General features: G+C 60.3%; 11 protein-coding genes and 2 pseudogenes. 10 read left to right on the top strand and 3 right to left on the bottom strand.

The features are described 5' to 3' along the window. Nucleotides 1-26 precede the first annotated feature (26 nt). Genes BM167_RS16120 through BM167_RS18215 form a run of 3 tightly spaced genes read left to right on the top strand, consistent with a single transcriptional unit; the run spans nt 27 to nt 3552 of the window. Nucleotides 27-1814: a DUF4396 domain-containing protein gene (locus tag BM167_RS16120; RefSeq protein ID WP_092893763.1), complete on the top strand. Its 1788-nt coding sequence runs from the start codon at nt 27-29 to the stop codon at nt 1812-1814. Then, nucleotides 1811-3046, top strand: a complete 1236-nt coding sequence (locus BM167_RS16115; protein WP_092893762.1) for a cell wall-binding repeat-containing protein — start codon at nt 1811-1813, stop codon at nt 3044-3046. Before BM167_RS16120 ends, BM167_RS16115 begins: the two co-directional genes overlap by 4 nt. Continuing rightward, nucleotides 3043-3552, top strand: a complete 510-nt coding sequence (locus tag BM167_RS18215) for a hypothetical protein (protein WP_143095531.1) — start codon at nt 3043-3045, stop codon at nt 3550-3552. The genes BM167_RS16115 and BM167_RS18215 overlap by 4 nt, the downstream gene beginning before the upstream one ends. 858 nt (nt 3553-4410) lie before the next feature. Here the strand turns inward: BM167_RS18215 and BM167_RS18980 are convergent. Next, nucleotides 4411-4671 (bottom strand): annotated as a pseudogene (locus tag BM167_RS18980) (cupredoxin domain-containing protein); the annotation flags it as partial. A gap of 241 nt (nt 4672-4912) precedes the next feature. Between BM167_RS18980 and BM167_RS16105 the strand changes: the two are divergent. Both BM167_RS16105 and BM167_RS16100 read left to right on the top strand, forming a co-directional pair. Next, nucleotides 4913-5215 (top strand): hypothetical protein, encoded by a 303-nt coding sequence (locus BM167_RS16105; RefSeq protein WP_092893760.1) that lies wholly within the window; start codon nt 4913-4915, stop codon nt 5213-5215. 67 nt (nt 5216-5282) lie between these two features. Beyond that, nucleotides 5283-6169: pseudogene (locus tag BM167_RS16100) on the top strand (DNA-3-methyladenine glycosylase family protein). 65 nt (nt 6170-6234) lie between these two features. On the opposite strand, the gene BM167_RS16095 reads toward BM167_RS16100, so the two are convergent. Both BM167_RS16095 and BM167_RS16090 read right to left on the bottom strand, forming a co-directional pair. After that, a complete protein-coding gene (locus BM167_RS16095; protein ID WP_092893759.1) occupies nt 6235-7236 on the bottom strand; it encodes a potassium channel family protein in 1002 nt (333 codons plus the stop codon). 334 nt (nt 7237-7570) lie between these two features. Next, complete coding sequence (locus tag BM167_RS16090; protein ID WP_092893840.1) at nt 7571-8356, bottom strand: sulfite exporter TauE/SafE family protein; 786 nt, start codon at nt 8354-8356, stop codon at nt 7571-7573. A 289-nt stretch (nt 8357-8645) separates the two neighbouring features. Between BM167_RS16090 and BM167_RS16085 the strand changes: the two genes are divergently transcribed. The 5 genes from BM167_RS16085 to BM167_RS16065 all read left to right on the top strand — a co-directional run bounded on the left by BM167_RS16085 (nt 8646) and on the right by BM167_RS16065 (nt 14019). Next, entirely contained in the window at nt 8646-10430 is a 1785-nt protein-coding gene (locus BM167_RS16085) for a 5'-nucleotidase C-terminal domain-containing protein (RefSeq protein ID WP_092893758.1), read from the top strand. Nucleotides 10431-10493: 63 nt separating this feature from the next. Further along, nucleotides 10494-11642 carry an MBL fold metallo-hydrolase gene (locus BM167_RS16080; protein WP_092893757.1) on the top strand — a complete coding sequence of 383 codons (1149 nt, stop codon included), beginning with the start codon at nt 10494-10496 and terminating at the stop codon, nt 11640-11642. Then, a complete protein-coding gene (locus BM167_RS16075) occupies nt 11632-13059 on the top strand; it encodes a multicopper oxidase family protein (RefSeq protein ID WP_092893756.1) in 1428 nt (475 codons plus the stop codon). Before BM167_RS16080 ends, BM167_RS16075 begins: the two co-directional genes overlap by 11 nt. A gap of 228 nt (nt 13060-13287) precedes the next feature. Beyond that, nucleotides 13288-13608, top strand: a complete 321-nt coding sequence (locus BM167_RS16070; protein WP_092893755.1) for a hypothetical protein — start codon at nt 13288-13290, stop codon at nt 13606-13608. 57 nt (nt 13609-13665) lie between these two features. Continuing rightward, the gene (locus BM167_RS16065) at nt 13666-14019 is read left to right on the top strand and encodes an SHOCT domain-containing protein (protein ID WP_092893754.1); all 354 of its coding nucleotides are present in this window, start codon (nt 13666-13668) and stop codon (nt 14017-14019) included. Nucleotides 14020-14067: the final 48 nt, after the last annotated feature.

Genomic DNA, 14067 nt, shown 5'->3' with positions numbered 1-14067 from the left:
GCAACGGCTATGGAGGGGATAGTCGTATGAATGTCTGGAAGGTCGTCGCAATTGGTGTCGCCGCCATCGTGGCCATCCTCGTCGCGACGCAACCCGTGTACGTCCTTGGGCTCACGATATTCGACTACGGTGACGTCCCAAGTCAATCGTACTCGACGATGCAGACGAAAGACGTCAGCCGGTTCCCCGCCGACGATCCGGTACGCCAGAGCGAGCTCACTGCGAGCGCCGCGCGGCCGCCACAGTCCGGCCTGAACTATTCGACAGTCGTTCGGGTTCCTGAGAACGACTGGCAGGCTGCACTCGCAGCGTCGTCCCTTCGGGAGAGTGAGGATGCAGTATTGCTCTTCGGAAACGCAAGCCGCCCGAATAGCTCGAATACGACGACCCCTGCTAACGTATCGACAGTGAATATCTCCGGCGGCAATCCCGCTGAGGCGGCTGCATCCATCGCTACCCGGCAGAGCGGGTCCGACCAAACGAGCCCGAACAACGTCATCATCGTGGGTGCTGAGGAGCCGCAGTGGGCGCTCCCGGCCGCTGCGTGGAGTGCCTATTCTGGCGATCCGATCCTGTATGCGAACGAGGATGGTGTCCCGGACGCTACACAGCAAGCGATCGAGGACCTGAATGCCTCTCACGCCTACGTCCTCGCACCCCCTGATCTCGTGAGCGACAGCGCACTCTCTGAACTGAACGTCGAGTCGACGCGTGTGTCGGGAGATACGCCGCAGGCTCACGCCGTTGAGATCGCGGAGTTCCGCGACGAATCGCGTGACTTCGGCTGGGGGATTCACGAGCGCGACAAGGTCGGGTACTACAACTTCATGCTCGTCAACCCGAGTCAACCTCGGGATGCGGTCGCAACGACGAACCTCCAGTGGGGGAAGGCAGGGCCAATCCTGCTCGTTCACGAGGACGGAAGCCTGCCAGCGGTTACGGAGGACTACGCCTGGCAGAGCCAGCCGGCGTGGTTCTCGTCACCGGCAGAAGGACCGTTCAATCATCTCTTCGCTATGGGGCCAACGGACGACGTGTCCTGGGTATCCCAGGGACGACTCGACTATGCCGTCGAGATTACGCAGTATCGTCACCAAGGTGCCGGGCTGAGCCCCTTAGAGTCCCTCGCGGCTATTTGGGTCGCGTTCAGTCTTCTCGGCGCGTCGTTCGTCTTCGCTCATACCCGCCAGCGACTCCCGGAGATGAACGACTGGACGACGATGGCCTGGTCACTCTTTACCCTAGTACTGGGCCCGTTCGGATTGGCGCTGTACTGGCTCTCCTATCGGGGACGTCAGATCGTTAGCACAGAGCAAGGTCCACGCGTCTTACGACCGTACTGGCTACGAGCGGCGACGGCGACCGCGATTGGCATCGGATTTGCAGGCAGTACCATGATCGCGACCGGGTTCCTGCTCAATTACTTCGGAATCCCGATGTTCGTCCTCAACGGCCCGCTATTCTGGCTCGGCAACGCGATGACGGTCCTCATCGCCATCGTGTACGTCGTCGCGTTCCTCGTCTCCTGGCTCGTCTTCCACATACCCATGCTCAAGGATACACAGGCCCTCGACACGAGTGCGGCAGCGAAGAAAGGCGCAAAGATCGTTGCGGTGAGTATGACCAGCGTTTCCGTCGGCATGATGGGTGGTATGTGGGTACTGATGATGCTCAACCTCCCGATGATGCCGGGGGACGATAACATCCTCTGGTTCGGCGTGATGACGTTCGCCACCCTCGTCGGGTTCGTCATCGCCTGGCCGGTGAACGGCCTACTCGTCCGAAAGAACCTCAAACCGGGTGGTGCACTATGAGCGACCGTAGTCGCCGGAAGTTCCTGCGCGACCTCGCTGCACTGCCGGCCGGGGCGACCCTCGGCGGTGCCGCGCTAACCTACCGAGAGGTGAGTTCGTCCAGCCAGGGTCCACACCGAGGGCCAGAGTCTGCCGACTTCGACGACGAAACTGTTACGACTATGACGACCAGACTCGCCGGCGCGAACGACTACGAGACGGCGACGGCGTTCACACAGAACGTCTACCAGGCCATTAACGACCACACTCGACCAGGAGCTGCGATCCTCATCAACGACAGCAACCTCGCCGCAGCGCTCCCGGGCGTGGCCGTTATCCACCATCCGATAGATGGTGCTGTCCTCCTGACAGCGCAGGACTCACTACCTGATGCGACACGAGAGGAGATCGAACGACTCCACCCCGAAGGCGTCCACGTCGATGGCGACGTCCAGGTATACATCGTGGGCGGTGAACGGTACATCAGCCGCGATGTCGAGGAAACGGTCAAACAGATGGGCCTGAAGACGAACCGGATCGGCGGAGATTCACCCGCAGAGGTTGCGGCGAACGTTGACCAGTACCTCAGCACGATCCACGCGAACCACCGAGACACAGCCTTCATTGCAGACATTGAAAACGCCCAAACTGCAATCCCAGCCCAATCCTGGAACGCTCACGGCGGTGACGGCTTCCTCTACGTCGACAGCGATCGCATCCCTGAAGTCACGCAGCGCCAGCTTGAGGCTCGGTTCGACGAAGCGTACATGTACCTCTTCGGTGACGAGAGTAAAATCAGTTCTCGAGTAGCCCGCGAACTCGGACGGTTCGGACACGTTCAGCGGATCCCGCAGGGCTCCAATCCGTACAAGGTCAGCGTCGGCTTTGCTGGCTACAAGGACATCGGTCGAAATCAGGGTTGGATCTTCGGCGAGTGGCCCCGGAACCTCGGCTGGGGCATCGCCGAATCCGGCCACAACTTCATCTTCACGAACCCCGAGAACTGGCAGACAGCACTCCCAGCAAGCGTCGAAAGCCACAGAGGGAAACACGGCCCGATGCTCCACGTCCGGCAGGACACAATCCCGGAAACGGTCGGGAACTATCTAACCAATCTCACGCGACCACACGAGGCCGCACCGTACGACCGGAAATACAACCACGGCTGGATTGTTGGCGACACTGAGCAGATCAGTCAGCGAGTCCAGGCACAACTCCACGCAATGCTCCAAGAACCCGTAGGTGGACAATGAAACGGATCGTCGCGGCCTTCGAGAACGCGGACGAAGCTGGGGAGGCCAGACAGGCTCTCCGCGAGGAAGATCTGGAATCAAGGGAACCGAGTATCGACAATCCCTTCTTCGATCCGTCGACGAAGATGCCCGAAGGCCGAGGGCTTCTATGGGGCGGCCTTATCGGTGGCCTGATCGGTGCTATACTCTTGTTCGCCTGGAATGAGCATATCTTCTCGATCCCCCGTCTGAGCCCGATTATGACTGCTGGACGATACGAACTCATCTTTCTTGGATTTGGTCTTGGTGCAGCGATTGGTGGATTTATTGGTGGAGTAATTGGGGTAGTTCGACGGACTCCTGAGCTGGATAAGCCGCGAGTTGCTGTTACTGTTCCAGATCACCGAACGGGTGAGGTGGAGTCGCTTCTCCGCTCACTCGGGGCAACGACAGTCGAGGGCGCTGTAACTCATCACGAACATCCACAACGAATGGAGGTCACAGAGTCGGAGACGTCCTCTGGCTAGCTATCCGATCGCTATCCACATACACCGATTTATTGGCATTCGCTCAACGATAATCCTGCATATTGCAACTTTGGACTTGTCTCACCAGATACTGGACGATTTGAGAGAGTAGTCTCTTGTCGGCTTATATCCACGGGTTGTCTCGCCCTCATCACCTCTGGATTCACCGTCAGCACCGCCGTGGGCGGCTTCATTGGAGCATCTGGGGAATCCTCAAAGAAGTTCTCGAACCCACGGGACCACGCATTGCTGTCGGACTGTCCGATGCACACGTCGACGACGTCAAATATCGTCTGCATGACCATGGTGCTTCGACAGTCGACGATGTAATAACGCATCACGGTGGCCAGTGAGAAAAGCACGGTTTGGATTTAGGATTATCCGTTTGGAAGACCAACGAAACCTATGAGCTCACGGACACCGACAGAGTGCGTCGAACTCGCGACCAACTCGTCGGCGAGTGACGAAGATCGGAAAGACGCGATCCACGCGCTCAAACAGGCGAACGAGTGCGACGAGCTGGCGGACCTCGTCCAAACGGAGAGTCTTGACGAACGGTTTCGTCACCAAGCGCTCGAGGCCCTGGCGACACCACAGTGTGATTCGACGCTCCGTGACCTCTCCGAGGGAGAGCTATCGGATCGTGAGTTGCGTGAGAAGGCCTCTGACCTGCTCGAACGATAGTCGAGACGGTTCGGTGGCTTCGGATCGTCGACACGAACCCATCCGGGGCTCGTAGAACTCCGGACCGCGTACGCTTACAGAGTAATTCCTGGCGCTGAGCCCGATGGACGCTGCGAGTAACTCCTCAGTGTGCGAGTTCCCTCCGGCGGGGCCACGCCGGCTCGTCTCAGGCTGTCACTCGCAAGGAAGTGACTCGGGCAGCGAGACGTCGCCGACGAGGATCACTCCACACATGGTCTCTCCTTGGAGTCCGCAGTAGTACTCGTAGATCCCCTCTTGGTCGAACGTGTAGACGGCACTATCGCCGGAGCGGAGGGCCTGGGTCCGGAACTGCCACTGGTCTGCAATGTCGTGAAACTGGACGCTATCAACTACGTGGTCGGCTGACCCAGTGTTTTTCCAGACGACCGTGGTCCCCGTTGGGACCTGCTTTCGAACGGGATCGAACGCTCAGTCGTCCATCTCGACGGTGGCTCGTCCCATACGGGAGAAACGCGGTTCAGCAGTATGAACTGTCATCTCCGGGGCAGCGATGAGCAGTATTGGGAGTGTCCCTACCACGGTTTCTGATTTGACGGCAGGCCTGTACTGAGCTGTCCGGCGGACAGCCTCCCGCTGGAGCAACGACTGGCGACGACCGAACACACAAAGGAGTGGAGTCCCTAGAGGGGCCACCATGTCTGAAACGCTCGAAGGATACGTCATCGACGTCGGGTGTATCCGGAAGAACTCCCGCGGCGAACTCCTCGAGAAGGCCCGGACTCACACGCGAGAGTGCGCCCTGATGGGCCATTGTATCGAAAGTGGGTACGGCATCGTGACCGAAGACGACCGACTAACCGTGCTGGATTCGGAGGCGACACCGAAAGTGGTCGACGAGGTCGAAGCGAGTGATACCCAGAGTGGGATTCGACTCCGGGTACAGCGTGAGAGGAGTGACGAGGCGATGGAAACGACTGACGTTCGAGAAGTAACGTGAGAGGTGTGGACGCAGTCTCACCTCGTAGAGAACGCACCGCCAAATCGTTGTCTTTCGAGCCAGATCCATGAACTCGGGTACCATCCGGGTTTCGGACGTTGCAAGCAATATCGACCTTCAGTCGACGCTCGAAAGCGCTCAGTCGTTTCTGTGGCGACGGACCGACGGACGAATGTACGAGGAAGCCACGCCGCATGGGAGTGACTGGTGGTACTACACGGTCACAGGAGACGACGCCGTCTTCGTCCGCCAGCAATCCGGGCAGTTGGAATGGCGAGCCACGACGGACGCCGTCGACACACTCCACGAGAGGCTCCGGCTTAACGACGATCTTGACGACATCTTCGCCACCTTCCCCGACGACTCACCGCTGTATGCGGCCCGACGAGCGTTTCCCGGGCTCCGAGTCGTCAGCGATCCGTTCTTCCCATGTCTGGTTTCGTTCATCTGTTCGGCTCGGACGACCGTCGACCGGATTCATGACCTCACCACGCACCTCGCACGGGAGCTCGGAGACACCGTTACTGACGAGGGGTCCACCTATCATGCCTTCCCACGGCCCGAACAACTCGAGACGGCATCGGAAACAGATCTCCGCCAGCTCGGTCTCGGATTCCGGGCGCCCTACGTAGTGGAGCGGCGCGAATGGTTTCGTCCGGCGAGTTGACCGCGGACGACTTTCAGGACGTCTCGTACTCCGACGCTCACGGGAAACTCCAGTCCTTCGCGGGAGTCGGTCCGAAGATCGCCGATTGCGTCTCGCTGTTCGCACTCGGTCACTTGGAGGCTGTGCCGATAGATACGTGGACGCGTCGGTTCATCGAACGCTACTTCCCTGATATCGCAGGAGATTCCTACGAGACGACGGCCACTGCATTCCGGGATCGATTCGGAAAGTACGCTGGGTACGCCCAGACCTATCTCTACCACTACGAACGCTCTGGAGCAGCGTGAATTCACGGAAACACGACGGTGTTCCGCTTGATGAGACCCATGGAGGGACCAGTGTTTGGTGTCAGTCATTCCCCGTCCGAGATGGGCCAGTCACGAGCATCGGCCTCTACGAGCCCAAGCAATCCCTTTCGCCGTTTCTCCGACTCGCTAAGTGACTGGGAAAACATTTCGTCAGAGACTGTTGGGACATCTGCTTCACGAACAATATCGAGATCGGGAGAAGGCGGCGTCTGCGCGGCGGTATGACCGAACGACGACGTGACCAATTCGAGGTAATTCCCAACGCTTGCACGGGCGTTTTCGAGGATGGCTTTACTCGGCCGCTCGTCCTCCGGCACGCCGAATCGCAGGAGTGTCAAGGCCTCATCGAGGGCGACGATACTGAGGACGGTGGCGTACTCACGCTGGTCGGTGTAGAAGTAGTGTAAGACTGGGTAGGCCTGGTGGTTCGTCGTGAGTTCGTTGATCTCGCTCGTGAACGAGTTCAATGGCAGTTCGAGACCCTGGAACCGCTCACCATCCCACGCGGTCCGAACGATCGCCTCACCTCGCTGTCCCAGGCCACTGACGTTGCTGGCGAACGCCCGTTTTTGCGTGACGGCCTCGAGGACAGAGATCACGTAGCTGACGATCAGCGTGACAAAGAGCATCCCGCTTGCAGTCGTGAGACTAGTCACGATCTGCCAGATGCCGTCTTTCGGCGTGAAGTCCCCATTCCCCATTGTGAATAACGAGTAGCCGGCGAAGTAGAAGCGCTCGACCCAGGAGATAGGACCGGGGTCCCGAGTGTCGATGAGCGAATTCTCGGCCCCCGCGAAGACAAGGGCCCATCCCGACCAAAGGAGTCCGATCCATACCGTTAGACCGAGGAGGAGAGTGACAGGGCCGGCGAGGGTTAGAACTCGAGAGCGCCGACCGCCGAGCTTTCGAATCGTTCGCCACGCCCCCTCCATCACTCGGGATGTCAAGGGGCCTGCTCCACCCTCTACCCAAAGCGTCGTCCAGAGGAGGTCACCGACCGCGACGACGAGGAAGACGATACCCAGGACCAATGGAATGAGATTCATCGTCTCTCCCCTCGTCGTGTCGGCTGGGTTACCTGGGACGTCGATGTGCTGGTTGTTCGATTTTCACTTTCCGTCGCTAATCGCGTCCTGAATGGTGTCGTTCTGAGCAGTCTCATCGTAGTAGTGTCTCTGTTTCTCGAAGCGGCATTCACAGTTGATCGTTAGTGCTCCGGTCGATAGAGGTGAAATGTACCTTCGTCTTCAAGCCGGAAAGTCACTAGTTAGCTCGGGCTAGACTGCCCAGCGAGTACGTCTCGTTGAATTCTGAATTTAGCGAGTGAAACCAGTTCGGTAAGGAGACACCGGACCCCTGAACGGGGACAGAGAGACACGGTTAGAGTTCCGGAACTGCTGTAAACAGGAGGACAAACGCGTTCACAGTCAGAAGCGCCAGCACGACCCACTGGAAGATACGCTCGGGTATGTGGTCGAAGATGTAGACGCCGACCCACGCACCGAGGAACACCATCGGAACGGCTATTGCGGCCTCAATCATCAGCGGCGTCGTCACGGCCCCCGTGTACGTGAGGCTCCCTAGACGATACAGCATGAGCGTGCCGAAGAAGGCGGTGAACGTCGCCTTCATCTCTTCACCGCTCCAGAATCCGCTGGCGGACATGAACGCGCCGTAAACGATCATCGGCGGGCCGGGGACGGCGACGGCACCGCCGAAAATCCCCGCGAGGAGACCGGCCGTCGCGCCGACGATCTTCCCCGGTCGGTAGTCCCGTGCTTCGATCCAGTCAGTGACGACGTCGAGTTGCTGGGTCGCCCCGACGATGATGACCGCGAGCACGAGAACCGCCCCGATAGCGACGCGCATCTGTGCCTTGTTGAACTGGCTGAACACGTAGATGCCAAGCGGCATCCCGACGACGAGTCCGCCGACTGGAACGATCCACTTGCGCCAGTCGAACGCGTCCCGGACGCTCCACCAAACGCGGGCGTTACTCACGACTGCCGTCGCGGTGAAAATGATCGAGGCACTCGAAGGCGACCGGAACAGCGGCATCAGACCCATCGACACCTGCGCGAAGCCGAACCCGGCGATCCCGTGAACAACGGACGCAACGAGGATGACGACCGCAGACAACCCCGTCGTTACCCAATTAGCTGTCATCGAGACCACCTCGACGTTCGAACAAGCGCGTACATCTCTGCTCGGCCAATACTACGGCCTTCTCCCTTAGGCAAGTTCTCCCTAGGAAGCGAAAGGCCAGTGTCTCACTCATCCTTCGCACCTGCCACTAGAACGCACTACGAGACTGTTTTGCAAACCGAACTCGACCGGTCTCGGCGTTCAATCGAATATGTAGCCGATAGCGAACCCATACGTGGTCTTGTTCGGTCTTTCGAATTTCAACCACAACGTATGAACAGCCAACGGTCGTATCTACAGTCGCGTCACGATGAACCAGGACGAGACATCCGTCGGCGAGTGGCAATCCCTAGACGGTGACCCTGCGCGTGACAGCACAGGCGACCCAGACGTCGTCTTCGCGCACGTCAGCGACCTCCACGGACAGCTCACGCCACGCCACCAGGTCTACTACGACAACCCAACGTCGAAACCGAACTTCGAGTTCAGAGACGACGACCGCGTCATCAAGCGCAGTGGCGGGGTTCCCCTGCTCGCGGCCAAACTGGACGAACTCCGCGAGGACGACGAGGTCTGTACCCTGATGAGTGGTGATACATTCCACGGCTCCGCCGTAACCACCTACACCGACGGGCGGGCAATGCTCGAGCCCATCAACGAGCACGTCGCGCCCGACGTCTATGTCCCCGGGAACTGGGATTACTCGAACGAGGCCGTCGAGGACGGCAACTTCGTGGAACTCATGGATGACCTTGACGCCCCGGTCCTCGCGAACAACCTCTACGACTGGGAGACTGACAAGCGGCTGTACGACGCGTACAGCATCCTCGAGGTCGGTGGACTCTCTGTAGGCGTCGTCGGCATGACGAACGTCTACGTCGACCGGATGGCTCCTTCGTTCTGGGAAGGGAAGTACCGCTTCGGGAAGCATCCCGCGCTCCTCGAAGAGTCCGCACAGGCCGCCCGCGATGACGGCGCGGATGTCGTAGTCGCAGTCACCGAAATCGGCCTGCCGTGGATGGTCCAGGCTGCGAAAGACTGTGCGAGCGTGGACGTGATGTTCAGCGCGCACACCCACGAGTATACGTACGAACCAATCGTCGTCGAGGAGACCGAAACCGTGGTCGTCGAGTCCGGCATGGGCGAAGCGCTCGGCCGTGTCGACCTCCGAATTCGAAACGGGGAGATACAGTTCAGACACCACCTCTACTGCCTCACCGAGGACGGCGAGTACACGCCGGACCCGGACGCCGATGCACAGGAAACCGTCGAGTCGGTGCGTGCACCATTCTTCGAAGGAAATTCAGAATTCGAGCGTGGAGCCGGCACGCTCGAACGCCCCCTGGACACGATCGTCGGACAAACGGAGACGCCGCTCTACCGGCAGTCGTTCCTCGAAAGCGCCTGGAACACGCTGTTCAATGACGCACTGCAGGCACACTTCGACACCGACCTCGCCGTCTCACACGGGTTCCGTTACGGGACCGCTATCCCGCCCGGCGACATCACGCTCGGCGAACTGTACACGTTCTTCCCGATGGCGACGCCCGTTGCCCGCGGCGTCGCGTACGGCCAGCAACTCACGAGCCACATGGAGGAGTTCCTCGAGGACAACTTCACGCCGTACCCCTACGACCAGGAGGACGGCCGCGTCCGAAATTTCTCCTCGAATGTCGAGGTGACCGTCGACCCGACCGCCAAGCGCGGCCGTCGCCTCGTCGAGATGCGTATCGACGGCGAGCTGGTCGACCCGGAGGAAACGTACTCGGTGGCGACGTTCCGCCGTCCTGGCGACCCAGAACGTGACCTCGGCAACTGCGGGTTCCCGTTCCAGGACGTCGAGGTCGACGACGGGACGATACCTGTCGACGTCATCGTCGAGTACCTCGAAGAGCACTCACCAGTCGACTACGAGGTGATGGGGCTGGTCGAGACTGCAGACGACGGCGGTCGGGCACAGAACACGCCCGCCGACGGGCCGTATCCGTTCATCCAACCGGGCGTCGACTACCGGGACGGAGAGGCCTACTGCGAGACGTCCATGATTCCCCGTGGGAACGCTTTCCCTGAAGAAGGGCGTAATCGAACGCGCTAGATAGCGACGGTACACGCGACAGATCCAACGAACGGCGAACGGACACTATACAGGTGAGATACGATGGTCAAGAACATTACCGCGGAACAACTCGCGGACAGGATAGACGCCGGCGACCAGTTCACGCTCATCGACGTGCGCCCGGAAGATAGTTTCGAGGCCTGGCACGTGCGTGATGCGGAGAACGTTCCGTACGACCCCGACCAGGGGTTGAGCGAGGACCAACTGAACGAGGTGAACGCACTGGTCGACGGCCGGCCGGTCGTCGCTATCTGTGGGAAGGGTCTGACGTCAACGCCGTTCGGGTTCGAGCTCGACGAACACGGCTACGAGGACGTCTCGGTCGTCACCGGTGGAATGGAAGAGTGGAGCAAACTCTACGAGGCCGTCCCCATCGAGACAGCCAGCGACGACCTCGTCGTTCGGCAGGTCCAGCGCCGTGCGAAGGGTTGTCTCGGCTATATCGTCGGATCGAAGGAGGCAGAAGAGGCCATCGTGGTCGACGCGACCAGACAGACCAACCAGTTCAAAGTCGCCGCCCAGGACGCCGGGCTCTCCATTTCGCGGGTGCTCGATACGCACGTCCACGCCGACCACATCTCAGGCAGTCCGGCACTCGCCGACGAGATCGGTGTGCCCTACCACCTCGGTGACGCAGCCAGCGAGCGCAGTGTCGAGTACGAGTACGAGGCGCTGTCGGACGGCGACATCGTCGAGGTCGGCGACGTCGAGATCGAGGCGCTGCACACGCCCGGGCACACCTCGGAGATGATGAATTACCTCGTCGACGGCGAACTCCTGTTGACGGGCGATACGCTGTTCGTCGACTCCGTCGGGCGGACGGAACTTCAGTTCGGTGAGGACGATGCCTCGCGTGGGGCCGAACTGCTATACGACTCGCTCCACGAGACGATTCTCGACCTCCCGGACGACACGATGATTCTGCCGGGCCACCTCACCGTCACGAGCGACGGCCGCTACGAACACGGCTCGCCAGGCGAATCCCTCAAGGCCCGTCTCGGGGATCTCCGCAAAGAACTCAGCTTCCTCGGGCTCGACCGCGACGCGTTCGTCGAGCGATTAACCGAGGATGCCCCGGAGAAGCCCCCGAACTACGAGCGGGTCATCGCCATCAACACCGGCAAAGAGACCGTCGACGACGAGGGCGAGGCGACAGAACTCGAACTGGGTCCGAACAACTGTGCCGCATAGAGAACAACGGTCGCTCTCGCGCCGCAGGCTCCTCCAACTGACTGGGACAACCACCCTGGGAGCGCTCGCGGGTTGTGCCGGTCAGCTACCGGGCACCGACGATGGTGGGGGTCGTGAGGTGTCGCCCCGCCCGACAGTGACGGCCGAGCCAGATACATCCGTCAGCCTCACCGCGGCGTCCGGGACGATTCGACCAACCCCCGATACATCGACGACCAACTGGATGTACGAGGGGCAATTCCCTGGACCGGAGCTACGCGTTCAGGAGGGCGACGTGCTCAGCGTCGAACTGACCAACGACCTCCAGGAGGAGACGACGATTCACTGGCACGGGGTCCCGGTTCCGAATCCGGTCGATGGCGTGCCAAATGTGACTCAGGACCCGATCGCTTCCGGCAACACGTTCACCTACACGTTCCGCGCCGAACCCGCCGGGACGTACTTCTATCACAGCCACGTCGGACTCCAACTCGACCGGGGATTGCTGGGGCCACTGATCGTCGAAGAACGTGAGCCACATGTCGAGTACGATCGCGAGTACGTCGTGGTCGTCGATGATTACCTCCCCGGAGAGCCGAAGCTTCCTTCGGACGGAGGCAGGGGTGGCGGAATGGGTGGGAGAGGCGGGATGATGGGCGATGTTCGGCCACCGTACGAGGGGCTCCTGATCAATGGTCGACTGCCCGAGAACCCCCAGACATTCGACGTCACTGAGGGAGAGCGGGTTCGCTTCCGGTTCGTGAATGCTTCCAGTGCGACGGTCTTTGGGGTGCGGATCGCCGGTCACGAGATGACGGTGACCCACACCGATGGCCGACCCGTCGAACCCGTCGACGCAGACTCTTTCGTCTTCGGAGCCGGCGAGCGGTACGACGTCGTGGTCGAAGCGACGAATCCGGGAAGATGGTTCGTTCAGGCGGACGCACTTGACGGGAACGAACCACCAGCTAGAGCCGCCGTCGAGTACGAATCCACAGGTGGTTCGGGCACCCCCCAGACCCCATCGTCCTCGAGTAACCGATTGCAGTACGGCGACCTTCGAGCACTCTCCTCGCTCGACGGTGTGAGCGACGATCCCGACCGGACGTTCGACTTGACGCTGTCTCGCGGCAGGGGTGAGTACGTGTGGACGATTGACGGACAGACCTATCCGGATGCCGATCCACTAAATATTCGACCCGGGGAACACGTCCGGATTCGGATGACCAATCAGAGCCCGGTCGTTCACCCGATGCACCTTCACGGCCACTTCTTTCAGGTCGGTAACGCAGTCAAAGACACCGTCATCGTCCCCGGACATAGAGGGCAGGTGACGATCGACTTCCACGCGGACAATCCCGGCCGGTGGTTATTCCACTGCCACAACCTCTACCATCTCGATGCAGGAATGGCGCGTGTCGTGAGATACGTCGAGTGACCACTGGTGCTTCTGGTTTGTGGCTATTTGTACTCGTGTGCGGTTCCGGTCCTCTTCTTGGAGAACACGTGTCTCGCCCAAATCCATCGTATTCGGTACAGATGAACGATCCCAGTTATGAAAAACGATTAGAACGCCCTATACACGTTCTCGAACGTTCTCCTGTGTGGATTCACACCCTCGTCGATAACTCCCGAGCAGTCCTACGGCTAACCGAGGAGAAAGACAATGACCAACTTCAAACTGGGCCGCTGGCTGCTCGTGGCGCTCGCGATCGTCGGACTCGTGTTCGCCGCCCCCGTTGTCAGCGCACACGGCGACGAAACGGCCGCTGACGACGCGCCCACGGACAATACCACCGCAGATGAATGGGCCACTTGGATGGAGGCACAGATGACCGAACACATGGGTCCCGGTGCTGTCGAGTGGATGGAGTCGCACATGGGTGTGACCGTCGACGAGATGGCCCAGGACATGGCTGACGAGGAATACCACGACGGGGCTAACGACGACTACAACGGCGGGATGTACGGGCAGGGCCACTGCTGACGGCCCTGACCGTTTCGATCGCTTCAACCGAATACCACGATCCACCAACTCAAGATAATGACGCAACTCACCACTCACATCGGACGCACTGCTCGGCGACTCGCGATCCTCGCCGTCCCGCTGCTGGTCGCGACGACTGGAACGGCTGCCGCCCACGGTAGTGGGAGCTACGGCGGGGGCATGATGGGCGGCGGCTGGGGCCTCTTCGGCGGAGCGATGGGGCTCTGGGGACTCCTCTGGATGGGGCTCCTCATCGCCGTCCCACTCTACCTCGTCTATGCGCTCCTCAACCGAGGATCCGACGGGAACGATGCGCAGTCGCTGTCGGTTCTCCGTGAGCGCTACGCCCGCGGTGAGCTCTCGGACGATGAATTCGATCGACGGCGAAAACAGCTCGAACGTACCGGATGATCGGATCCAGTGCTGTTCCAGCCAACACATTACACTCCCAACGCCCGT

The sequence above is a fragment of the Halopelagius inordinatus genome, from assembly GCF_900113245.1.
GTDB lineage: Archaea > Halobacteriota > Halobacteria > Halobacteriales > Haloferacaceae > Halopelagius > Halopelagius inordinatus.
This window is presented reverse-complemented; position numbering and strand designations above follow the sequence as displayed.

Excerpts from the sequence above, each read along its gene's own strand:
- BM167_RS16120 (WP_092893763.1), top strand. The coding sequence starts at position 27 with ATGAATGTCTGGAAGGTCGTCGCAATTGGTGTCGCCGCCATCGTGGCC.
- BM167_RS16115 (WP_092893762.1), top strand. The coding sequence starts at position 1,811 with ATGAGCGACCGTAGTCGCCGGAAGTTCCTGCGCGACCTCGCTGCACTG.
- BM167_RS18215 (WP_143095531.1), top strand. The coding sequence starts at position 3,043 with ATGAAACGGATCGTCGCGGCCTTCGAGAACGCGGACGAAGCTGGGGAG.
- BM167_RS16105 (WP_092893760.1), top strand. The coding sequence starts at position 4,913 with ATGTCTGAAACGCTCGAAGGATACGTCATCGACGTCGGGTGTATCCGG.
- BM167_RS16095 (WP_092893759.1), bottom strand. The coding sequence starts at position 7,236 with ATGAATCTCATTCCATTGGTCCTGGGTATCGTCTTCCTCGTCGTCGCG.
- BM167_RS16090 (WP_092893840.1), bottom strand. The coding sequence starts at position 8,356 with ATGACAGCTAATTGGGTAACGACGGGGTTGTCTGCGGTCGTCATCCTC.
- BM167_RS16085 (WP_092893758.1), top strand. The coding sequence starts at position 8,646 with ATGAACCAGGACGAGACATCCGTCGGCGAGTGGCAATCCCTAGACGGT.
- BM167_RS16080 (WP_092893757.1), top strand. The coding sequence starts at position 10,494 with ATGGTCAAGAACATTACCGCGGAACAACTCGCGGACAGGATAGACGCC.
- BM167_RS16070 (WP_092893755.1), top strand. The coding sequence starts at position 13,288 with ATGACCAACTTCAAACTGGGCCGCTGGCTGCTCGTGGCGCTCGCGATC.
- BM167_RS16065 (WP_092893754.1), top strand. The coding sequence starts at position 13,666 with ATGACGCAACTCACCACTCACATCGGACGCACTGCTCGGCGACTCGCG.